This is a genomic window from Pseudomonas hormoni (genome assembly GCF_018502625.1).
Classification (GTDB): domain Bacteria; phylum Pseudomonadota; class Gammaproteobacteria; order Pseudomonadales; family Pseudomonadaceae; genus Aquipseudomonas; species Aquipseudomonas hormoni.
In genome coordinates this window covers 4,557,407-4,578,105 of the sequence record NZ_CP075566.1, presented here as the reverse complement: position 1 = coordinate 4,578,105, position 20,699 = coordinate 4,557,407, and the positions used below count along the sequence as shown (strand labels likewise).

21 protein-coding genes are annotated in these 20,699 nt (G+C 60.2%); 9 read left to right on the top strand and 12 right to left on the bottom strand.

The window, feature by feature from the left end; genetic code table 11:
• Positions 1-195 precede the first annotated feature (195 nt).
• Positions 196-1,242, top strand: coding sequence for a methyl-accepting chemotaxis protein (locus tag KJF94_RS21275; protein WP_375379891.1), 1,047 nt, complete (start codon positions 196-198; stop codon positions 1,240-1,242).
• Here the strand turns inward: KJF94_RS21275 and KJF94_RS21270 are convergent.
• From KJF94_RS21270 to norR, 5 genes are all read right to left on the bottom strand, one after another.
• Complete coding sequence (locus KJF94_RS21270) at positions 1,239-1,988, bottom strand: YkgJ family cysteine cluster protein (protein ID WP_214378541.1); 750 nt, start codon at positions 1,986-1,988, stop codon at positions 1,239-1,241. The two genes, KJF94_RS21275 and KJF94_RS21270, sit on opposite strands and share 4 nt — an antisense overlap.
• Before the next feature lie 83 nt (positions 1,989-2,071).
• Positions 2,072-2,398, bottom strand: a complete 327-nt coding sequence (locus KJF94_RS21265) for a hypothetical protein (RefSeq protein ID WP_214378539.1) — start codon at positions 2,396-2,398, stop codon at positions 2,072-2,074.
• Positions 2,399-2,541: 143 nt separating this feature from the next.
• Positions 2,542-3,000, bottom strand: a complete 459-nt coding sequence (locus KJF94_RS21260) for a GNAT family N-acetyltransferase (protein WP_214384925.1) — start codon at positions 2,998-3,000, stop codon at positions 2,542-2,544.
• 26 nt (positions 3,001-3,026) lie between these two features.
• Complete coding sequence (locus KJF94_RS21255; protein WP_214378537.1) at positions 3,027-3,929, bottom strand: chemotaxis protein CheV; 903 nt, start codon at positions 3,927-3,929, stop codon at positions 3,027-3,029.
• Positions 3,930-4,184: 255 nt separating this feature from the next.
• Positions 4,185-5,735, bottom strand: a complete 1,551-nt coding sequence (gene norR, locus KJF94_RS21250) for a nitric oxide reductase transcriptional regulator NorR (RefSeq protein ID WP_214378535.1) — start codon at positions 5,733-5,735, stop codon at positions 4,185-4,187.
• 156 nt (positions 5,736-5,891) lie between these two features.
• Here norR and hmpA point away from each other — a divergent pair, with 156 nt between their 5' ends.
• Complete coding sequence (gene hmpA / locus KJF94_RS21245) at positions 5,892-7,073, top strand: NO-inducible flavohemoprotein (RefSeq protein WP_214378533.1); 1,182 nt, start codon at positions 5,892-5,894, stop codon at positions 7,071-7,073.
• Positions 7,074-7,189: 116 nt separating this feature from the next.
• Here the strand turns inward: hmpA and KJF94_RS21240 are convergent, their stop codons facing one another.
• From KJF94_RS21240 to KJF94_RS21220, 5 genes are all read right to left on the bottom strand, one after another.
• Complete coding sequence (locus KJF94_RS21240; RefSeq protein WP_084320493.1) at positions 7,190-7,816, bottom strand: helix-turn-helix transcriptional regulator; 627 nt, start codon at positions 7,814-7,816, stop codon at positions 7,190-7,192.
• A 90-nt stretch (positions 7,817-7,906) separates the two neighbouring features.
• Positions 7,907-9,034, bottom strand: coding sequence for an NAD(P)/FAD-dependent oxidoreductase (locus KJF94_RS21235; protein ID WP_214378532.1), 1,128 nt, complete (start codon positions 9,032-9,034; stop codon positions 7,907-7,909).
• 143 nt (positions 9,035-9,177) lie between these two features.
• Entirely contained in the window at positions 9,178-10,125 is a 948-nt protein-coding gene (locus tag KJF94_RS21230; protein ID WP_214378531.1) for an ornithine cyclodeaminase family protein, read from the bottom strand.
• A gap of 127 nt (positions 10,126-10,252) precedes the next feature.
• Positions 10,253-11,740 (bottom strand): ATP-dependent RNA helicase RhlB, encoded by a 1,488-nt coding sequence (rhlB, locus tag KJF94_RS21225; protein WP_214378529.1) that lies wholly within the window; start codon positions 11,738-11,740, stop codon positions 10,253-10,255.
• A gap of 91 nt (positions 11,741-11,831) precedes the next feature.
• Entirely contained in the window at positions 11,832-12,488 is a 657-nt protein-coding gene (locus KJF94_RS21220) for an alpha/beta hydrolase (RefSeq protein ID WP_214378527.1), read from the bottom strand.
• A gap of 466 nt (positions 12,489-12,954) precedes the next feature.
• Between KJF94_RS21220 and KJF94_RS21215 the strand changes: the two genes are divergently transcribed.
• The 4 genes from KJF94_RS21215 (at position 12,955) to KJF94_RS21200 (ending at position 17,113) form a co-directional block, all read left to right on the top strand.
• Positions 12,955-13,983, top strand: a complete 1,029-nt coding sequence (locus KJF94_RS21215) for an amino acid ABC transporter substrate-binding protein (RefSeq protein ID WP_123365710.1) — start codon at positions 12,955-12,957, stop codon at positions 13,981-13,983.
• A gap of 65 nt (positions 13,984-14,048) precedes the next feature.
• Positions 14,049-15,230 carry an amino acid ABC transporter permease gene (locus tag KJF94_RS21210; RefSeq protein ID WP_214378525.1) on the top strand — a complete coding sequence of 394 codons (1,182 nt, stop codon included), beginning with the start codon at positions 14,049-14,051 and terminating at the stop codon, positions 15,228-15,230.
• Positions 15,231-15,240: 10 nt separating this feature from the next.
• A complete protein-coding gene (locus tag KJF94_RS21205) occupies positions 15,241-16,338 on the top strand; it encodes an amino acid ABC transporter permease (RefSeq protein ID WP_214378523.1) in 1,098 nt (365 codons plus the stop codon).
• A gap of 10 nt (positions 16,339-16,348) precedes the next feature.
• Positions 16,349-17,113 (top strand): amino acid ABC transporter ATP-binding protein, encoded by a 765-nt coding sequence (locus KJF94_RS21200; RefSeq protein WP_045062117.1) that lies wholly within the window; start codon positions 16,349-16,351, stop codon positions 17,111-17,113.
• Between the two features lie 59 nt (positions 17,114-17,172).
• Here KJF94_RS21200 and KJF94_RS21195 read toward each other — a convergent pair whose 3' ends face one another.
• The gene (locus KJF94_RS21195; protein WP_214378521.1) at positions 17,173-17,655 is read right to left on the bottom strand and encodes a type II toxin-antitoxin system MqsA family antitoxin; all 483 of its coding nucleotides are present in this window, start codon (positions 17,653-17,655) and stop codon (positions 17,173-17,175) included.
• A complete protein-coding gene (locus KJF94_RS21190) occupies positions 17,652-17,963 on the bottom strand; it encodes a type II toxin-antitoxin system MqsR family toxin (RefSeq protein ID WP_214384924.1) in 312 nt (103 codons plus the stop codon). Before KJF94_RS21190 ends, KJF94_RS21195 begins: the two co-directional genes overlap by 4 nt.
• 168 nt (positions 17,964-18,131) lie before the next feature.
• Here KJF94_RS21190 and KJF94_RS21185 point away from each other — a divergent pair, with 168 nt between their 5' ends.
• The 3 genes from KJF94_RS21185 to KJF94_RS21175 all read left to right on the top strand — a co-directional run bounded on the left by KJF94_RS21185 (position 18,132) and on the right by KJF94_RS21175 (position 20,670).
• Entirely contained in the window at positions 18,132-18,791 is a 660-nt protein-coding gene (locus tag KJF94_RS21185) for a FadR/GntR family transcriptional regulator (protein ID WP_214378519.1), read from the top strand.
• Complete coding sequence (locus KJF94_RS21180) at positions 18,781-20,088, top strand: CynX/NimT family MFS transporter (RefSeq protein ID WP_214378517.1); 1,308 nt, start codon at positions 18,781-18,783, stop codon at positions 20,086-20,088. The genes KJF94_RS21185 and KJF94_RS21180 overlap by 11 nt, the downstream gene beginning before the upstream one ends.
• Positions 20,089-20,199: 111 nt before the next feature.
• On the top strand, positions 20,200-20,670 hold the full coding sequence (locus tag KJF94_RS21175; protein WP_214378515.1) for a nuclear transport factor 2 family protein: 471 nt from the start codon (positions 20,200-20,202) through the stop codon (positions 20,668-20,670).
• Positions 20,671-20,699 lie beyond the last annotated feature (29 nt).

The window sequence follows — 20,699 nt, the reverse complement described above, 5'->3', positions numbered from 1 at the left end:
CGGACCCGGCCCTCGGCGCGGCAGATCGACGCCGCCGAAAAAGCCTACGCAAACCTTCGCGACGGTCGGGTGCCGCTGTCGCAACGCCTGCCTGTGCTCGCACCGGGACTTAAAGTGGTGGCGCTGTTCAGTGTGACGCTGGCCTGTGTGGTGGGCGCCGAGGTGTGGCTCAACCCGTCATCAGCCGTGTTCGGGATGCTGGCGTTTGTCATCGGCAGCGGTTTGGCGGCGGTCGGAACCGGGCTGATGTTGCGCCCGCTGACAGCGCTCACCGAGCGCGCCCGACAGATTGCCGACAACCCGTTGAGCCAGGGCATTTATACCGGCCGCCGGGATCAGTTCGGCCAGATCGAGTTTGCCTTCCAAATGCTCGAAGCGCAGATCGGCGCGGTGGTGGGGCGCATCGGCGATGCGTCGCAGCGCCTGGCCGGGCATGCGGCGGAACTGGTCGAACACTTGCAAAGCAGTCACCACAGTACGCTGGATCAGCAGGCTGAAACCGATCAGGTGGCAGCGGCGATTCACCAGATGTCCGCCAGCGTGGCGCAGGTGGCCAGCCATGCGCAGCAAGCCTCTCAGGCCGCTGATCTGGCCGGCAGCGAAACCCGCGAAGGTCATCAACTGGTGAGTGAGAGTCGCCACGCCGTCTTGCGTCTGGCCGAGGAACTGGCGCACGCCACCGAGGTGATTCATCAGCTGGAAGGGCACAGCAGCGAGATTACCGGGGTGCTGGAAGTGATTCGCAGCATCGCCGAGCAAACCAATCTGCTGGCCCTCAACGCGGCCATCGAGGCGGCGCGCGCCGGGGATGCCGGGCGCGGTTTTGCGGTGGTCGCCGACGAAGTGCGGGGCCTGGCGCAACGCACCCAGCAATCGACCAACGAGATTCAGCGCATGATCAGCACCCTGCAAAACGGCACGCGAGACGCGGTGGTGGTGATGCAGCAAAGCAGTGAGCAGGTGGAAAACAGCGTCGAACAGGCCCGGCGCGCCGCCGATGCGCTGGACGCGATCAGTCGGCGGGTCAATCAAATCACGCAAATGAGCCTGCAAATCGCCTCGGCGGTGGAAGAGCAAAGCACGGTCAGCGAAGACATCAACCGCAACATCAGCCGCATTCGCTCTGCCTGCGAAGTCACGGTAAGCGAAGGCCGGCAAAGTCAGGCCAACTCCGAAGACGTGGCGGGGCTGGCGGGGGATTTGCGGCAGTTGGCGCAGGAGTTCTGGCGAGAACGCCGTTAAGCCGCGCGCAACGAAATGAACGCGTAGTTGACGGGCGCCTCGGTGGTCAGTTGCGCGCCGGCTGCCAGGACTTGCCCGGCGATGTCGTCGCCGGACACGTGGAACTGCCAGTCACTGCCCGACTCCGTCGACGGCTGTTGCGCCACCTGATCGATGACCGTGGCAAATGCAGTCATGTCCGGCAGGTACGCGGTGAACCCATCGCCCTTGAGCGCTGTAGTCCGAATCCCCAGCAACGCGCAAATCGCATCCTTGGTGCGGATGTCATCACGATCCGCCTGACGGGAACGCTGGATAAGTCCTGCGAGTTCCTGATCGACCAGTTCACCACCGACGATCAGGTCCGGGCCTTTTTCCCACGATTCGGGCGGGCATTCCTTGATCGAAGTGTTGAGTGGAATGTGCGGATTGATTTCCATCGGATAGATACGGCACACCAGCGGCCGGCGTTCGTAGATACGGCAGAGGTTGTCTTCGTCAAGATTCCGGCAGGGACCGACGTTGTAAGCCGCAAACGTGATGGCCACGAACGCTTCGGACGCGCCGCTTTGCACCACCACCGAACGGCGTTCGGCATGTTCGCGTTGCTGCACCGGCAGGCCCAGGCCATTGCCCAGGAACCCTTCCACCAGCACGATCACCTGACCGCCGTCGGCCGCCCACATCCGGGCTTCTGTCAGGGTCAGGGGCACGTGGTGGTCATTGCAGCATTTGCCACAACCTACGCAGGAAAACGTCGTATTCATTGAAGGATCAGTCGCCTGTCTGGGCCCGAAACGGCGACAGAATGTCACCGCAAAGGTCTGCTTCGAAGCAAGTTATGCGCCATTCACTTGGATTTGGCCGGTAGGCGGATGGAGTCCCATTCGGTCACGTAGGCGGTTTTGCTTTTTTTGTTGTAGAGGCACAGTTCGGTGCCTTGCTGTCCTTTCATGTGTTTTTGCGGGTAGCGGCCTTGCAGGAGCACGGCGGTGTAGTCGACCCGGTCGTCGAACTGTGCGGCTTTGCCGACGGGGGAGGCGTCTTGCAGGCCGCTGGCCTTGATGCAACTGGCGAGCATGGCTTTGTCGAAGGCGGCCCAGGCTTCAGGGGTGGAGGCTTGGGTTTGGGTGGCGAGGGCAGTGAGGCAGAGGAAAGTGAGGGTGGTGGTTTTCATTGTTCAGGCATCCTTGGGCATGTGTGGGCCGAGTATGCCTGATGGTATGAGGTTGAATGTGTCGGCCTCATCGCGAGCAAGCCTTGCTCCTACAGGAGACGGTGATTACCTGTAGGAGCGAGGCTTGCCCGCGAAGGGGGCTGTCAGGCCGGAACCGGCTCCCGACGGACCATATACATCCCGCAACTTTCATACAATCGCTGCGCCCGGATGTTGTCTTCCAGCACCTTCAAATCCACAAACCCTTCACGACGCTGCTGAAACACATTGAATGCATTCAACAGCAATGCCCGACCCAGCCCCCGACCCTGAGCGCGCGGGTGCACCACCAGATTCTTGATGTAGGCGCTGGTCCAGCACTGGCACACACCAACGATGCCGTCGGCATCCAGAGCGATGAAGCACAGTGAAGGATCGTACTCGGGATCGGTCTCGAATCGCTGTTGCCAGGTATTCAGCGCCGGCACACGGCCGCCACCTTCCAGATAACCCAGTTCCATCAGGCGATGAACGGCTTCTGCCAGTTCGGGGCGGTAATCGTGCAGGACGATTCCCTGAGGCCAGGTGATGGCGGGCGCAACCTCAGCCAGGTTGCGCCGCATCAGAAAACAAAAGGCGTCGGTCAAACTCAATGACCCTGTTCGGCGACCGCCTTGGCCGCTTCGATCAGGCACTTGGTCAGCTCCGGCGAGGAGAACTTGGTCAACACCGCGTTGGCACCGGCAAGACGTGCCTTTTCGCTGTTCATCGCGCTGTCCAGTGACGTGTGCAGCAGCACATACAGGTGCGAGAAATCCGGGGTTTCGCGCAAGGTGCGGGTGAAGGCATAGCCGTCCATCTCCGACATTTCGATGTCCGAGACGATCAGGTTGATTTGCTGGGCCGTGCCTTGCAGGTCCAGCAGGCAGTCAATGGCTTCCTTGGCGCTGCGCGCGGTGTGGCATTGCAGGCCGAGGTTGCGCAGGGTGTGCACCGACTGCTGCAAGGCGACCTGACTGTCGTCGACCACCAGGATGCGCGCGTTGCCCAGTACTTCGGCGTCTTCCATGCTCAGCTCGGTCGGGGCCATTTCGATCTGCGCCGGGGCGATGCCGTGGATGACTTTTTCGATGTCCAGCACCTGCACCAGCGTGCCGTCGACCGAGGTCACACCGGTGATGTACGAGCGCACACCGCCGGAGCCGAAGGGCGGCGGACGGATATCGGTGGTCAGGCAATGGACGATCTTGCTCACGGCCTGAACGTGCAGACCCTGCTTGGAACGGCTGACGTCAGTGACGATCAGGCAGCCGCCGTTCGGGTCTTCCAGCGGCCGCTCGCCAATGGCGCGGCTGAGGTCTATCACCGACAACGACGCGCCGCGCAGGGTGGCGATGCCTTTGACGTGGGGGTGCGACTCCGGCAGCCTGGTCAGCGGCGGGCAGGGGATGATTTCACTGACTTTGAGCAGGTTGATCGCCATCAGCTTGCCACTGCGCAAGGTAAACAGCAGAAGCGAAAGTGAGTCTGCGCGGGCTTTGGTGGAGGACATAAAAACCTTCTGTGGAAAAAGGTGATGGGCGAATGGAAAGTCGCCAAAAGCTATCGATGCCGGGTTATCGACTTGTTGGGGGCAGGCTTTAGGCCAAATACCTGTCGGGGGCCAAACGGTGAACCTGTGGCGAGGGAGCTTGCTCCCGCTGGAGTGCGAAGCGCTCCCCGATATGGCACCTCCCTCTGTCAGGCAGTACCATTTTGCGGATGCTTCGCAACCGAGCGGGAGCAAGCTCCCTCGCCACAATGGGCATCACTTCATGCCCAGTCTCTTGGCCATCCGCCCAAGATTCGCCCGATCCAGGCCTAGCTCTCGCGCCGCGCTCGCCCAATTATTGTGGTGCCGTTCCAGGCAAGCGCTGATCAATTGCCGCTGATAACTTTCAGTCGCTTCACGCAAGTCCCCGGACATCAACGGCACCGGAATCGCACTCGGTTGCTCGGACGCGACCTCAACACCACCACTGGGCAACTCCAGGTCCGCCGCACTCAAGCTGAGTATCTTCGGCCGCTCCTTGCAGTGCCCCAAGGCTTTCAGCGCGCTACGACCAATCAAGTGCTCCAGCTCTCGCACATTACCCGGCCAGTCATACGCGAGCAACGCGGCCTGGGCGTCGCTGTTCAGGCGCAGGCTGTTGAGGCCCATGCGCGAGCGGTTCTGCTCCAGGAAGAAACCGCTGAGCAGCAGCACGTCCCGCCCGCGATCCCGAAGGGCCGGCACCAGCAGCGGGTAAACGCTTAACCGGTGATAGAAATCGGCACGGTAACGGCCACTGCGCACTTCTTCGGCGAGGTCGCGATTGGTCGCGGCGATGAGCCGCACGTCGACCTGATGTTCCCTGTCCGAACCCAGCCGCTGCAGCTGACCGCTTTGCAGCACGCGCAGCAACTTGGCCTGCACGGTCAGCGACAGTTCGCCGACTTCATCGAGAAACAGCGTGCCACCATTGGCCAGTTCGAACTTGCCTCGGCGGTCGCTGGTCGCCCCGGTAAAGGCGCCGCGCACATGGCCGAACAGTTCGCTTTCCACCAGCGTGTCCGGCAGCGCGGCGCAGTTAAGGCTGATGATCGGCTTGTCGGCCCGGGGCGAGGCGGCGTGAATCGCCTGGGCCACCAGCTCCTTGCCGACCCCGGTTTCCCCGGTGATCAACACGGTCAGGTCGCTGCCGCCCACCAGGCTGATTTCTTCCACCAACCGTTTGTGGGCCTTGCTCTGGCCGATCATCTCGCGGCTCTGCTGACCGCTGGCCTGACGGTAAACCTCGGCGCGCTGATGTTCGTCTTCGACACGATTGGCCAAGCGTTCGATGCGCTCGGCGGCATTGACTGTGGCGGCGGCGAGGCTGGCGAAGGCTTGCAGGGCGTCCAGTTCGATCGGCTCGAAACGCTCCGGGTCGAGCGCATCGAGGGTCAACAAGCCCCACGGGCGCTCGTCGATAAACAACGGGCACCCCATGCAGTCGTGGACTTCCAGATGCTCATGGAGGCCATCGACCAGCCCGTCGTAAGGGTCGGGCAGATCGCTGTCGGCCGCAAAACGGGTCGGGCCGGGGCTGCTGAGCAGTGCTTCGAAGCGCGGGTGTTCGCTGACCTTGAAGCGTCGGCCGAGGGTGTCGGTGCTCAAACCGTCGACGGCCAGCGGCACCAGCCATTCACCATCGAGGCGCAGCAACGCGGCAGCATCGCAGGGGAGCAGGGCGCGCATGGCTTCGAGCAGGCGCCGATAGCGCTCGCCCTCGGGGAGTTCGCGGGACAGGTCCGAGACCAGGGGGAGCAATGTTGTGAGCAGGGATTTTGCAGTCATAGTGACTCCATGTAGTCGAGATGACTATAAGTCAGGCTGTGTCGTTATGACTAGAATGTTTTTAACTTGTTGATTTATAACAATTAAATAGCTGGCACGGAAACTGATAAGGAGAGGGCAATCAGTTAGAAACCCAAGTAGCTCAGGAGTCACCTTATGCTCAGCGTTCAAGACCGTGCAATCGTCAAATCCACTGTGCCGTTGCTGGAAAGCGGTGGCGAAGCATTGATCACGCATTTCTACCGCATGATGCTCTCCGAATACCCGGAAGTCCGCCCGCTGTTCAACCAGGCGCACCAGGCCAGCGGTGATCAACCCCGCGCCCTGGCGAATGGTGTGTTGATGTATGCGCGCCACATCGATCAGCTCGACCAATTGGGCGACCTGGTGGCCAAGATCATTAACAAGCATGTGGCCCTGCAAATTCTCCCGGAACACTACCCGATTGTCGGCACCTGTCTGTTGCGTGCGATTTCCGAAGTGTTGGGCGACGAGATCGCCACGCCGGAAGTGATGAGCGCCTGGGGCGCAGCGTACGGTCAACTGGCCGACATCCTGATCGGTGCCGAAACCAGCATCTACGATCAGAAAGAACAGGCACCGGGCGGCTGGCGCGGCGCGCGGGAATTCATCGTCGCGGCCAAGGTTGAAGAGAGTGCGGAAATCACCTCGTTCTACTTCGAGCCGGCGGACAAAGGTCCGATCCTCGCCGCAGAGCCTGGCCAGTACATCGGCATGAAACTGATCCTCGATGGCGAAGAGATTCGTCGTAACTATTCGCTGTCAGCCCTGGCGAACAAAGGTCAGTACCGCATCAGCGTCAAGCGTGAAAACGGTGGCCGCGCCTCGAACCATCTGCACGATCAACTGCACGTTGGCTCCACCATCCAGCTGTTCCCGCCATCGGGCGAATTCACCCTGACCGACAGCGACAAACCGTTGGTGCTGATCAGCGGCGGCGTCGGCATCACCCCGACCCTGGCCATGCTCGAAGCGGCACTGGAAACCCAGCGGCCGGTGCACTTTATCCACTGCGCACGCAACGGCAGCGTCCACGCCTTCCGCGACTGGATTGATGGATTGGCCGAGCGTCACCCGCAACTCAAGCGCTTCTATTGCTACGCCGAGGATGATGGAGTCAGTCCGGCAGCGGACAAGGTCGGGTTGTTGAGTCAGGAACAACTGGGCGAGTGGCTGCCGCAGCAGCGCGATCTGGACGCTTACTTCCTGGGGCCTAAAGGCTTCATGGCGGCGGTGAAGCGTCACCTGAAAGCGTTGGGAGTGCCGGAGAAGCAAAGCCGTTACGAGTTCTTCGGCCCGGCTTCCGCGCTGGAATAACCGCCGCTTTTCTGTAGGAGCACGGCTTGCCGGCGAAGGCGATCTTGAGGACGCCTTCGCCGGCAAGCCGTGCTCCTACAGGTGCGTGTTTCGCCATCAATCCGGGGGGCGGTTGTTTAGCCTTTCAATTCCTTCAGGTGTTTGTACACCGTCGCCCGTCCCATGTTCAGCACGTTTGCCACATAGTTGGAGGCGCTTTTGCCTTTGAAGGCGCCCTCGGCGTGCAGGGCCAGCACCAGTTCGCGTTTATGGTCGCGGGTCAGCAGGTTCAGGCTCAGCTGACGTTCGCGCAGCCAGCCGTGGAGGAAGGTGTTGATCCTCTCCTGCCAGTCATCGCGAAACAGTGAATCCGGTTGCGGGATCAGCTTGCTCGGTGACAGGAACAGATCCAGCGCTGCCTTGGCATTTTCGAACAGCGAAATATTCAGATTGATGCACAGCACGGCCAGTGGATGACCGTTGCTGTCGCGCAGCACGCTGCTCAGGCTGCGAATCTTCTGACCATCCCAATTGAGTTTTTCGTACGGGCCGATGTTTCGTTCGCTGATGTCATCGCTGAGCATGTCTTCCAGCGCGGAGTCGTCACCGACTTCACGTTTCGACAGGTTATTGGCTATGTAATCGACTTTCTGTGTGCGCAGATCGTGCAGCACCACCTCGGCGTGGGGAAAGAACAACGTGGCGATGGCATCGGCAATCGCGCGGAAGTTGTCCAGGGCCGGGTCTTTTACAGGTGCGTTCATACAGTGGAGCTCCAGGCAGCGTCAGCGCCCTGCAAAAAGGGCGCTGGAAGTTTGCCGCAATCGGGTCGACACGTCACCTGAGGACGCGGATCAGCCCAGGCGAGCAGGGGAGAGCATCCCGGCATCCAGGCCGAAGCGCGTGAGTTGCTCGGGCAAGGGTTCGCCGCGCACCAGTGCGGCGCTGGCCTGGCCCATGGCGGGCGAGGTCTGGATGCCATACCCGCCTTGCGCCGCAACCCAGAACAGCCCCGGCACCTGCAGATCGAAACCGGACAGCAAATCGCCGTCGGCCACGAAGCTGCGCAGGCCGGCCCAGGTGCGGGTCGGGCGGCGGATGGTCAGGGTGGTGGCTTCTTCGATCTGGTAGATGCCCATGGCGATGTCCAGTTCTTCGGGCTGCACGTCGTGCGGTTCCACCGGGTCGGCGTTGGCCGGTGAGCCAAGGAACATGCCAGCGTCGGGCTTCATGTAGAACGACTCGTCGAGGCTGACCAGCATCGGCCAATGGTGGATGTCCACGCCTTCTGGCCCGGCGAAGATGAACGCCGCACGGCGCTTCGGTTGCAGGCCCAGCGGCTTGGCGCCGGCCAGTTCGCCGATCTTGTCGGCCCAGGCGCCGGCGGCGTTGATGATGATCGGGGCGCTGAAGGTCTGGCCGTTGGTTTGTACGTGCCACACACCCTCGGCATCGCGGGTCAGGCTCAGGACTTCGCTGTCGGTGTGCACTTCTCCTTTGTTGCGCCGGATGCCGCGTAGATAACCCTGGTGCAGGGCGTCGGTGTCGATGTCGCTGGCGGTCGGGTCGTAGATCGCGCCGTGGACTTTGTCTCGGCGCAGGATCGGTAAGCGTACGCAGGCTTCGTCGGCGCTGAGCAGTTGCATCTCGGGCACCGTGGCTTTGGCGCTGAGGTATTGATTGTTCAGCTCGGCCGGGTCGCCGGTGAAGTCCACGGTCATCTCGCCACGTGGGGTCAGCAGCGGGTGTTCGCAGAAACCGGCGGGCGGGGCGTCGAAGAAATCGCGGCTGGCCTGGGTCAGTGCCCGGACTTGCGGGGTGCCGTAAGCAGCGGTGAACAGCGCGGCGGAACGTCCGGTGGAGTGATAGGCCGGATGGGATTCGCGTTCGAGCACAATCACCCGGGCGTGCTGCGACAGCCAGAAACCGGTGGAAGCGCCGGCAATCCCGCCGCCGATGATGATGAAATCTGCCTGGCTCATGAACGTCTCCTGTCGAGCGTAAATGCCGAATGTATAGATGACCTCTGTAGGAGCGAGGCTTGCCCGCGAAGGCGGTGTGTCAGTAGACATAAATTCAGGCTGATACACCGCCTTCGCGGGCAAGCCTCGCTCCTACAAGGGGATTAGTGCTGCAGGCGGTAAATGGCATTGGCCAGTGCGATGTCTTCCAGGCCCAGGCCGATCGAGCGGAAGAACACATGGCGGTCGTAACCGGGACGCTGGACTTTCTCGCTGAGCAGATCGGGCAGGTCGCCGACGATAGCGCTCTTGTCCCAGCCATGTTGCTCACCGGCGATCAGCATTTCGCCCGCCGACCCCGGAGTGGTCAGACGATAGTCGCAGAAAACCTGCATGTCGTTGAGGCTCTGCGGCGGCACTTCGTGGGCCCGCGGCGCGTTGGTGCTGATGGAAGTGATCAACGCCGGTTTGCTCAGGCTGGACGGGTCGATCACAGGTCCCGCGGACGAAGTGCAGAGCATGATCACGTCGGCGTCCTGGACGGCCGCTTCACGACTGTCGACGAGGGTCAGCCGTGGATCGAGACTTTTGATCTCGGCGAGGGCTTCAGGGCTGAGTTCGCTCAGGTTCGGCGAGAAAAGGTGGATGCTTTGCCAGTCGCGCAAACCCTTGACGTAATGCAGGTGCGCCATGGCAACCTTGCCGCTGCCGATGATTGCCAGACGTTGAGCGTTCAACGGGGCGAGGGCATCGACAGCCACGGCGGTGGTCGCGGCGGTACGCGCAGTGGTCAGTTCGCCGGCATCGCAGAGCAACAGCGGCTGGCCGGTCTGCATCGACATCAGCAAGGTCCACGCAGTCACCAGCGGACCTTGTTCTCGCACGATGTAGGGCGACGTCTTGACCCCGTAAACCCCGTCTTCGGCCAGCACGCCCAGGTAGTTGATGAAGTCGCCGGCACCCTTGGGAAATTCCACCAGTTGCTGCGCCGGTTGCACCGCCTGCCCGGCGGCCAGGTCGCGGAACAGCTTGCGCAGGATCTGCGGCACGTCGACCTGTGCCAACAATTCACGGGCCTGGGGTTGGGTGATCACAAAAGGCGTGCTGGACATGGGCGGCTCCGAGAGCTGGAAGTAAACTAATTTGTCCATTATGGACTTTTAGTTATCGCGAGCAATATCCGGGGCGAAAAAAAAGCGCAGTCCGTTTCCGGCTGCGCCTCTTTCAGTAAGGCCCGCGTTACGGACGCTTGCGCTCAACCGCCCGCAGCAGATGCGTCGGTGGCGTTTCACAGCTGATCTTGCGACCCAGCAGCGCCTCGATGGACGGTAGCTGGTAGGAGTCGTCTTCACCGGCAAAACTGATGGACACGCCATCCGCGCCGGCACGACCGGTACGGCCGATACGGTGCACGTAGTCGTCCGGGACTTCCGGCAGGGTGAAGTTGATCACGTGACTGATGCCGTCGATGTGAATGCCGCGACCGGCGACATCCGTGGCCACCAGCACGCGGATCTTGCCTTCGCGGAAGCCTTCGAGGGTCTTGATGCGCTTGTGCTGCGGTACATCGCCGGACAGTTGCGCGGCGTTGACGCCATCACGTACCAGGCGTTCTTCGATGCGCCGCACTTCATCCTTGCGGTTGGCGAAGACCATCACCCGCTCCCAACCGTTGTCGTTGACCAGGTTGTAGAGCAGTTTGTATTTGTCCGCACCAGCCACCGCGTAGATGTGCTGCTCGACGTTTTCGCTGGCCACGTTCTGCGACTCGATCTCGACGATCGACGGGTCGGTGGTCCATTGCTTGGCGAGGTTCATCACGTCTTCGGTGAAGGTCGCGGAGAACAGCAGCGTCTGACGCTCGTTCTTCGGCGGGGTCTGGCGAATGATCTGACGCACTTGCGGGATGAAGCCCATGTCGAGCATGCGGTCGGCTTCGTCCAGGACCATGACTTCGACCATGTCCAGGTGCACGTCGCCGCGCTGGTTGAAGTCGAGCAGGCGGCCCGGGGTCGCGACGAGGATGTCGCAGTGACGCGCTTCGAGGTGCTTGAGCTGCTTGTCGAAGTCCATGCCGCCGACAAACGTCATGACGTTGAGGCCGGTGTACTTGGTCAGGTCGGCGGCGTCCTTGGCGATCTGCACCACCAGTTCGCGGGTCGGCGCGATGATCAGCGCCCGAGGCTCGCCCATGTAGCGCTCTTTCGGCGGCGGGGTTTGCAGCAACTGGGTGATGATCGAAATCAGGAACGCGGCGGTTTTGCCGGTGCCGGTCTGGGCGCGACCGATGGCGTCTTTGCCCGCGAGGGTGAAGCCCAGCACTTGAGCCTGAATCGGCGTGCAATACGGGAAGCCCAGGTCCTGGATGGCGTGCATCAGTTCCGGAGCAAGTTTGAAATCGTGGAAACGGGTTTTGCCTTCCTGGGGTTCAACGACGAAATCTTCGAGTTTCCAGGGGATCACCGGCGCTTTTGGCTTGGGCTCGCGACGCGGTTTGGCAGGTTTCGCGGCTTCGCTGGGCGGCGCTTCAGCGGCAATGGCTTCGACAGCGGGAGTGGCCGGTGCAGGCTTCGGCGCGTGTTTCGGTGCCGTTACGGGTGCGGTCCGGCCAGGCTGATTACCGTCGGTGCGGTGGCTGGGGGTGTGAGACGGAGCGCTGGAGGCTGGCGCGAGCTGCTCAGTCTCGCTTTTACCGAACATTTTCTTGAGTGCTTTGAGCACGGTCATCTCATCAATTGGTTAAGTGCCGGCCAGTGTAATGCAAGAAACGGGCGCGGCGTAGTGGGAGGGATCAATGGGCTGTTTTTCGCCTGAACCGTTAACGCAAGCGTTCAGCGAGCCAGACGCCGATGTCGCGAATTTCCTCGGGTAACACTTCGTGACCCATTGGGTATTCCTGCCATGTCACGGTGACACCATGCGTCTTTAAATACTCGTAGGCGGTGCGACCCATCGAGTTTTGCACCACGTCATCGTACTGACCGTGCAGCGACAGCACTGGAATGCGTTGCTGGCTGGCGGAAAGCTCCAGTTTGTCACTGAAAGTCGGTGCATAAGTAGAGAGGGCAAGTACGCCACCCAACGGCCCCTGCCATTTCAGAAACGCGGTGTGTAACACCACGGCGCCGCCCTGGGAAAAACCTGCCAGGAAAATCCGCGAGGCGTCTATTCCCACGGCTCGCTGCACGTCGATCAATTTAATGATCCTGTCCGACGACTCTTCAAGCTGCTCGCGGTTGATCGCGCGTGCGGGGCTCATGGCCAATATGTCGTACCAGCTCGGCATCTCGTAGCCACCATTGATGGTGACGGCGCAGGTCGGTGCCTGAGGGAGAACGAAGCGAGTGGTCAGCAGGCTTTCCTGTAACGCTTCGGCCACCGGCAGGAAGTCGTAACGGTCGGCGCCCAGGCCGTGCAGCCAGATAACGCAGGCGTCTGCGGGCTTGACGGGTTCAAGAATAAGGGGCTCGGTCATGGCTGCTCCAATGTTGTGCGCGCGCGCTCATTGAGTGCGTGATGTGAGTGCGCGTCAGGTTGATCAGTTACGAAGATGTCGCAAGGCTACAAGTTTTGCTATTGACCTGTCCCTTAAGTGCTTTGGCGAGCGGTCTGGTACGGGCTTTGCTATAGGAATGCCTGTACGAAAATCCCACGCCTGTCGGTAACACTATCAGGCCATTGTTCGTGGTGGGATAGCAAAAAATCCGGTGATGGATGTTCGCCAGTGGCCGATACGGGCTTCGCGAACGTGAAAGGGCTACAGCCCGTTCGGCCGATTGGTGAGAAGTGAGTGGTCCATGATGTGGATTTTCTCCTACTAGACTCATAGCGCAGGTCCTACGTCGGTTGACCCCAAAAAAAGCCAACACGGGTCAAAACGCCTCAAAAGGGTGCGACTGGACTCAAGCTCCGACACAACAAGAGCAAAACTGGAGGTTTGAATGAAGATGTTGAAATCCACCCTGGCCATCGTGACTGCAGCCGCAGTACTCGGTGTCAGCGGGTTCGCTCAGGCGGGTGCAACCCTGGATGCAGTGCAGAAGAAAGGTTTCGTACAGTGCGGCGTCAGTGATGGCCTGCCTGGTTTTTCGGTTCCAGACTCCACTGGCAAGATCATCGGTATCGACGCTGACGTCTGCCGCGCTGTGGCCGCTGCCGTTTTCGGCGACGCGACCAAGGTGAAGTTCAGCCAGTTGAACGCCAAAGAGCGCTTCACCGCGCTGCAGTCCGGCGAAATCGACGTGCTGTCGCGTAACACCACCTGGACCAGCTCCCGCGATTCGGGCATGGGCCTGGTGTTTGCCGGCGTGACTTACTACGACGGCATCGGCTTCCTGGTGAACAACAAGCTGGGCGTGAAAAGCGCTAAAGAGCTCGACGGCGCCACCATCTGCATTCAAGCCGGTACCACCACCGAGCTGAACGTTTCCGACTACTTCCGTGGCAACGGTCTGAAATACACCCCGATCACCTTCGACACCTCCGATGAAAGCGCCAAGTCGCTGGAATCCGGTCGTTGCGACGTGCTGACCTCCGACAAATCCCAGCTCTACGCACAACGCAGCAAGCTGGCGACGCCGACCGACTACGTCGTTCTGCCGGAAACCATCTCCAAGGAGCCTCTGGGCCCTGTCGTGCGTAAAGGCGACGAAGAGTGGTTCAGCATTGTGAAGTGGACCCTGTTCGCCATGCTCAACGCTGAAGAAATGGGTATCACCCAGAAGAACGTTGAAGCGGAAGCCAAAGCCACCAAGAACCCGGACGTCGCTCGTCTGCTGGGCGCTGACGGTGAATACGGCAAAGACCTGAAAGTGAAGAAAGACTGGGTCGTGCAGATCGTCAAGCAAGTGGGCAACTACGGTGAAGTGTTCGAGAAAAACCTCGGCAAGGGCACTCCACTGGCCATCGACCGCGGGCTGAACGCTCTGTGGAACAACGGCGGCATTCAATACGCACCACCAGTGCGCTGATGGTTCTATCACCCGGTGGGCCAACCGCCGGGTGATGTTCTGTTCCATTACATCCGGGGCACTTCATGCAAAATTCAATCGGCGCACCAAAGCAGAGGCTCAGCCTCAGCGATCCCAAAGTGCGTGCGTGGCTATTTCAGATCATCACCATTGTGGCGGTGGTCTCGATGGGCTGGTACCTGTTCGACAACACGCAGACCAACCTACAACACCGGGGCATTACCTCCGGTTTCAGCTTTCTGGAGCGCAGTGCCGGTTTCGGTATCGCTCAACACCTGATCGACTACACCGAATCGGACAGCTATGCCCGGGTGTTTGTCATCGGCCTGCTCAACACGCTGCTGGTGACCTTCATCGGCGTGATCCTGGCGACGATCCTCGGATTCATCGTCGGCGTATCACGGCTGTCGAAGAACTGGATCATCGCCAAGCTGGCGACTGTTTATGTGGAAGTCTTCCGCAACATTCCGCCGCTGCTGCAAATCCTGTTCTGGTACTTCGCGGTGTTCCTGACCATGCCGGGGCCGCGCAACAGCCATAACTTCGGCGACACCTTCTTCGTCAGCAGCCGCGGCCTGAACATGCCGGCCGCGCTGGTGGCGGACGGTTTCTGGCCGTTCGTGGTCAGCGTGGTCGTGGCCATTGTCGCCATCGTGCTGATGTGCCGCTGGGCCAACAAGCGTTTCGAGGCCACCGGTGTTCCGTTCCACAAGTTCTGGACCGGCCTGGCGCTGTTGCTGGTGATCCCGGCGCTGTGCGCGCTGATCTTCGGCACGCCACTGCACTGGGAAATGCCCAAGCTGCAAGGTTTCAACTTCGTCGGTGGCTGGGTGCTGATCCCGGAACTGCTGGCGCTGACCCTGGCCCTGACCGTGTACACCGCGGCGTTCATCGCCGAGATCGTGCGTTCGGGCATCAAGTCGGTCAGCCATGGCCAGACCGAAGCGGCACACTCGCTGGGCCTGCGCAACGGTCCGACCCTGCGCAAGGTGATCATCCCGCAAGCCCTGCGTGTGATCATTCCACCGCTGACCAGCCAGTACCTCAACCTGGCGAAGAACTCTTCGCTGGCGGCCGGTATCGGTTATCCGGAAATGGTCTCGTTGTTTGCCGGTACGGTGCTGAACCAGACCGGGCAGGCGATCGAAGTCATTGCCATCACCATGAGCGTGTACCTGGCGATCAGTATCAGCATTTCCCTGCTGATGAACTGGTACAACAAGCGCATTGCGCTGATCGAGCGGTAAGGAAAAGCGCATGAGTACTCATACTTTCAAACCCGACATGCCTCCACCGAGCAGCAGCATCGGTGTGGTGGCGTGGATGCGCGCGAACATGTTCTCCAGCTGGCTCAACACCCTGCTGACCCTGTTCGCGTTCTACCTGATTTACCTGGTGGTTCCGCCGATTCTGGAATGGGCGATCATCGACGCCAACTGGGTCGGCACCACCCGCGCCGACTGCACGAAGGAGGGCGCCTGCTGGGTGTTCATCCAGCAGCGCTTTGGCCAGTTCATGTACGGCTACTACCCGGTGGACCTGCGCTGGCGCGTGGACCTGACCGTGTGGCTGGCGGTCATCGGCGTGGCGCCGTTGTTCATCTCGCGCTTTCACCGTAAAGCGGTGTATGGCCTGAGCTTCCTGGTGCTGTACCCGATCATTGCCTACTTCCTGCTGCATGGCGGTTTGTTCGGCCTGACCACCGTGGCGACCAGCCAATGGGGCGGCCTGATGCTGACGCTGGTGATCGCCACCGTCGGTATTGCCGGCGCCCTGCCGCTGGGTATCGTCCTGGCCCTGGGCCGTCGTTCGAACATGCCGGCGATTCGAGTGGTCTGTGTGACCTTCATCGAATTCTGGCGCGGCGTGCCGTTGATCACGGTGCTGTTCATGTCCTCGGTGATGCTGCCGTTGTTCCTGCCTGAAGGCATGAACTTCGACAAACTGCTACGGGCACTGATCGGCGTGATCCTGTTCCAGTCGGCCTATGTCGCCGAAGTGGTGCGGGGCGGTCTGCAAGCGATTCCAAAAGGTCAGTACGAAGCGGCCGCAGCGATGGGCCTCGGTTACTGGCGCAGCATGGGCCTGGTGATTCTGCCGCAAGCCCTGAAGCTGGTAATCCCTGGCATCGTCAACACCTTCATTGCGCTGTTCAAGGACACGAGCCTGGTGATCATCATCGGCCTGTTCGACTTGCTCAACAGCGTCAAACAAGCCGCCGCCGACCCGAAATGGTTGGGCATGGCCACTGAAGGCTATGTGTTCGCGGCCCTGGTGTTCTGGATTTTCTGTTTTGGTATGTCCCGCTATTCCATGCATTTGGAACGTAAGCTGGACACAGGCCACAAGCGTTAGGAGTTAAGTGATGAGCGAAGCGATCAAACAGCCTGTGAGCCCTGAAGGCATTATTCAGATGCAGGGCGTGAACAAGTGGTACGGACAGTTCCACGTGTTGAAAGACATCAATCTGAACGTCAAGCAGGGCGAGCGAATCGTCCTGTGCGGCCCGTCGGGTTCCGGCAAATCCACCACGATCCGTTGCCTCAACCGTCTGGAAGAACACCAGCAGGGCCGCATTGTGGTCGATGGCGTGGAGCTGACCAACGACCTCAAGCAGATCGAATCGGTCCGCCGCGAAGTCGGCATGGTGTTCCAGCACTTCAACCTGTTCCCGCACCTGACCATCCTGCAGAACTGCACGCTGGCGCCGATGTGGGTGCGCAAGATGCCCAAGCGCAAGGCCGAAGAAATCGCCATGCATTACCTGGAGCGCGTACGCATTCCGGAACAGGCGCATAAATTCCCGGGGCAACTGTCCGGTGGTCAGCAGCAGCGTGTGGCGATTGCCCGTGCCCTGTGCATGAAGCCGAAAATCATGCTGTTCGACGAACCGACTTCAGCACTCGACCCGGAGATGGTGAAAGAGGTTCTGGACACCATGATCGGCCTGGCCGAAGACGGCATGACCATGCTCTGCGTAACCCACGAAATGGGCTTCGCCCGCACCGTGGCCAACCGCGTGATCTTCATGGACAAGGGTGAAATCGTCGAGCAGGCTGCGCCGAACGACTTCTTTGATAATCCGCAGAATGAGCGGACCAAGTTGTTCCTGAGCCAGATCCTGCATTGATCCTGCACAGGCGTTGAAATAAACCCGGACATGTTCCGGGTTTATTTTTGCCTGGGGATTTATCGCGTCAGGGCTGTTTCGTGTTCTGGATGACAGGCCGCGAGAAGTTGCTTCAAATCGCTCCCCTCACTGAGCGCGTGCACCTCGGCCATCAGGTGCGGATGACGATCAAGCAGGAGCATCAATGTAAACAGCGGCTGAGGTGGCGCCAGTTCACCGCGCTCATAACGGGAGAAGGCGTTGTGCCCGCCACCGGAGAGGAGCTTCACAGCGTCTTTTTGCGTGAGATGCAGTTTGCGGCGGATGCGTTTCATCTCGGCTGCCATGAGTTGGCGGCAGTCAATGAGCAGTTGATCGCTAGCCTCGGAGTACCGTTCGGCACTTGCGTCATCGAACTCGATTTCACCGCAGACCCGGCATTCATAACCTGAAATGTCGTCTATCTCACGACTCATCTGCTTGAAGTCAATGGTGAAGCTGCGCGAGTCAAAATGTTGCAGTCCATCATGGGTGCCGCAGCTGAAGCATTGCTTTGCTTTCATGTGTCTTTCTCCTTGAAGGAGATTATCGGAGGCCCACCACCGGGGCGGTAAGTCGCTTTGATGTAAATCTCCAAACCGTGAGTCTTCATGTGATAAACGTCCTGCCATATTCGATGGTCGGCGTAAGTGGTCATCGATTTGTGCAGCATCCTGTGCTCCAGCGAACAGACGATTCGCAGCATCTGTGCAAGGCTTAAATCGAGTCTCCGGCCACCTTCCCGCGCGGCAGCGGTAAATGCTTTTGTTCCTAGCCTGACAACCTCCGCTTTGACTACGGCCAAGTCGTAATGAGGTGTGTTCTTTTCCATAAGAAACTTGGGACCTTGAGTTAAAAAATTACCCTTAAAGGGTAATTTTGGCAATCTGAAATTCAGTTCTTTTTGTTGCCTGAATAACCCTAGCCCGTTGCCCTCTCGGACGAAGCTGACTAACATGTCAGAAAATTCATCCTATGATTGGATGAAAGGGCGAATCCAATGTCAGAAATTTCTCCATTAATAAAGCGATCCTTGGTCGATCAGGCCTTGGATCAGTTGCGTCTGCGCATCACCGAAGGCGTCTGGACTGTCGGCCAACGCCTGCCCACCGAGCCAGAGTTGTCCGCTGAGTTGGGCATCAGCCGCAACACCGTCCGCGAAGCCATGCGTGTGTTGGCGTTTTCCGGGTTGATTGAAATCCGTCAGGGAGACGGCAGTTATCTGCGGGCGGTGATCGATCCTCTGGACACTCTGAAAGCGTTGTCCCGATGCTCCCTCGAACAGGCGCGGGAAACACGGCACATCCTTGAGGTCGAGGCCATCGGCCTTGCCGCCATCCGCAGGACCGACGAAGACCTCATCGAATTACGCAAAGCGCTCAACGTCAGCGGCGATCACTATCACGGCGATCTCGACAGCTACATCGCTTGCGATCTGGTATTCCACCGTCGCCTGGTGGACGCCGCGCACAACCCGACCCTCAGCGAGTTGTATCGCTATTTCTCCAGCGTCATCGGTGCGCAATTGCGCCAGACCCTGAGCGTCACGCCTCGCCGCCAGGAAGTGTTCGACCTGCATATCCAATTGCTCGATGCCGTCGAACAACGCGACCCGGAACGGGCCAAAGCCCTGACGAGGCAGTTGATCAATGAACCTTGAAACCGAGAACGCCATGTCCAGCAGCAACAATCACATCCCCGAAGCCAAGCGCACGGCGGAGCTCGAAGAGCTGCTGATCGACGCCGAAGCCGATGATGAACAGGTTCAGAAAAGTCAGCCCGTTCTGCTGCGGCCGTGGCTGTTGCTGCTGGGCCTGATTCTGGTGGCGCTGAACTTGCGTCCGGCGCTGTCGAGCATGGCGCCGATGCTCAGCGAGGTGTCGAAAAGCCTCGGACTGTCCGCGGCACAGGCGGGTTTGCTGACGACGCTGCCGGTGCTTTGCCTTGGTTTGTTCGCACCGCTTGCACCGATTCTGGCGCGACGCTTCGGCGCTGAACGCGTGGTGTTGGGCATCCTTCTGACGTTGGCCGGCGGGATCATCCTGCGCAGTTCGTTCGGCGAGATCGGACTGTTTTCCGGCAGCGTGTTGGCCGGTGCCAGCATCGGCGTCATCGGCGTTTTGCTGCCGGGCATCGTCAAACGCGACTTCGCCAGACACGCCGGCACCATGACCGGCGTCTACACCATGGCGCTGTGTCTGGGGGCCGCGATGGCGGCTGGCGCGACCGTGCCGTTGAGCGAACATTTCGACAAAAGCTGGGCCCTGGGCCTCGGGTTTTGGGTGATTCCGGCGCTGGTGGCGGCGATTTTCTGGTTGCCACAGGTAGGTCAAAAACACGGCGCGCATAACGTTGCTTATCGGGTTCGCGGTTTGTTGCGTGACCCGTTAGCCTGGCAAGTGACCTTGTACATGGGCCTGCAATCGTCGCTGGCCTACATCGTGTTTGGCTGGTTGCCGTCGATCCTGATCGGTCGCGGTCTGACGCCGACCCAGGCCGGTCTGGTGCTGTCCGGCTCAGTGATTGTTCAGTTGGCCAGTTCGCTGGCCGCGCCATGGCTGGCGACGCGTGGCAAGGATCAACGCCTGGCGATTGTGATCGTCATGGTGCTGACGCTCGGCGGTCTGTTCGGTTGCCTCTACGCACCCATCGAAGGCCTGTGGGGCTGGGCAATCCTGCTCGGTTTGGGGCAGGGCGGTACATTCAGTCTGGCGTTGACCCTGATCGTGCTGCGTTCGCGGGACTCGCATATCGCGGCCAACCTGTCGAGCATGGCCCAGGGCTTTGGCTACACCCTGGCGTCCATGGGGCCATTCGCGGTCGGCATCGTGCATGACTGGACCGGTGGCTGGAACGCTGTGGGCTGGATCTTTGGAGTGATCGGCCTTGGTGCGATTGTCGCCGGGCTCGGTGCCGGGCGAACCCTTTACGTTCAGGTGCAAAGCGAAAAAATCTGAATGGCTGCATCACTGGCATTCGGCCCACGAATGCCAGTGGTCTTGCGTGCATTTGCAGACTATCGTGCAGGCAATCTTTTGATGCCATTTTGCACAACAGGGAGTCTGCCCATGAGTGATACCCACAACGCCTTGATCACCCGGTTCTACCAAGCCTTCCAGCAGCTGGATGCCGAGGCGATGAGTGCCTGTTACACCGACGACGTGGTGTTCAGTGACCCGGCGTTTGGCGAACTGCGCGGCCGTGATGCTGGCGACATGTGGCGCATGCTCACCACTCGGGCCAAGGATTTTTCCTTGACGTTCGATAATGTCCGCAGTGACGAGCGCAGCGGCGGCGCGCATTGGGTGGCGACGTACCTGTTCAGCCAGACCGGTAACACCGTGGTCAATGACATTCAGGCACGTTTTGTTTTTCGCGACGGCAAGATCTGCGAGCATCACGACAGCTTCGATCTGTGGACCTGGTCACGACAGGCGCTGGGTTTCAAAGGGGTGCTGCTGGGGTGGACGCCGTTGGTGAGAAACGCGGTTCGCGCTCAGGCCTTGAAGGGGCTGAAGGCATTCCAGGCCAGTCGCTGATAAGATCGCGGCTTGTTTCCTTTCAAGTC

Coding starts and splice junctions, on each gene's coding strand:
- norR (WP_214378535.1), bottom strand. CDS start 5,735: ATGACTGCAAAATCCCTGCTCACAACATTGCTCCCCCTGGTCTCGGAC.
- KJF94_RS21235 (WP_214378532.1), bottom strand. CDS start 9,034: ATGAGCCAGGCAGATTTCATCATCATCGGCGGCGGGATTGCCGGCGCT.
- KJF94_RS21240 (WP_084320493.1), bottom strand. CDS start 7,816: ATGAACGCACCTGTAAAAGACCCGGCCCTGGACAACTTCCGCGCGATT.
- hmpA (WP_214378533.1), top strand. CDS start 5,892: ATGCTCAGCGTTCAAGACCGTGCAATCGTCAAATCCACTGTGCCGTTG.
- KJF94_RS21270 (WP_214378541.1), bottom strand. CDS start 1,988: ATGAATACGACGTTTTCCTGCGTAGGTTGTGGCAAATGCTGCAATGAC.
- KJF94_RS21190 (WP_214384924.1), bottom strand. CDS start 17,963: ATGGAAAAGAACACACCTCATTACGACTTGGCCGTAGTCAAAGCGGAG.
- rhlB (WP_214378529.1), bottom strand. CDS start 11,740: ATGACCGTGCTCAAAGCACTCAAGAAAATGTTCGGTAAAAGCGAGACT.
- KJF94_RS21200 (WP_045062117.1), top strand. CDS start 16,349: ATGAGCGAAGCGATCAAACAGCCTGTGAGCCCTGAAGGCATTATTCAG.
- KJF94_RS21175 (WP_214378515.1), top strand. CDS start 20,200: ATGAGTGATACCCACAACGCCTTGATCACCCGGTTCTACCAAGCCTTC.
- KJF94_RS21230 (WP_214378531.1), bottom strand. CDS start 10,125: ATGTCCAGCACGCCTTTTGTGATCACCCAACCCCAGGCCCGTGAATTG.
- KJF94_RS21180 (WP_214378517.1), top strand. CDS start 18,781: ATGAACCTTGAAACCGAGAACGCCATGTCCAGCAGCAACAATCACATC.
- KJF94_RS21260 (WP_214384925.1), bottom strand. CDS start 3,000: ATGCGGCGCAACCTGGCTGAGGTTGCGCCCGCCATCACCTGGCCTCAG.
- KJF94_RS21210 (WP_214378525.1), top strand. CDS start 14,049: ATGCAAAATTCAATCGGCGCACCAAAGCAGAGGCTCAGCCTCAGCGAT.
- KJF94_RS21265 (WP_214378539.1), bottom strand. CDS start 2,398: ATGAAAACCACCACCCTCACTTTCCTCTGCCTCACTGCCCTCGCCACC.
- KJF94_RS21195 (WP_214378521.1), bottom strand. CDS start 17,655: ATGAAAGCAAAGCAATGCTTCAGCTGCGGCACCCATGATGGACTGCAA.
- KJF94_RS21215 (WP_123365710.1), top strand. CDS start 12,955: ATGAAGATGTTGAAATCCACCCTGGCCATCGTGACTGCAGCCGCAGTA.
- KJF94_RS21220 (WP_214378527.1), bottom strand. CDS start 12,488: ATGACCGAGCCCCTTATTCTTGAACCCGTCAAGCCCGCAGACGCCTGC.
- KJF94_RS21255 (WP_214378537.1), bottom strand. CDS start 3,929: ATGTCCTCCACCAAAGCCCGCGCAGACTCACTTTCGCTTCTGCTGTTT.
- KJF94_RS21275 (WP_375379891.1), top strand. CDS start 196: ATGCTGGCGTTTGTCATCGGCAGCGGTTTGGCGGCGGTCGGAACCGGG.
- KJF94_RS21205 (WP_214378523.1), top strand. CDS start 15,241: ATGAGTACTCATACTTTCAAACCCGACATGCCTCCACCGAGCAGCAGC.
- KJF94_RS21185 (WP_214378519.1), top strand. CDS start 18,132: ATGTCAGAAATTTCTCCATTAATAAAGCGATCCTTGGTCGATCAGGCC.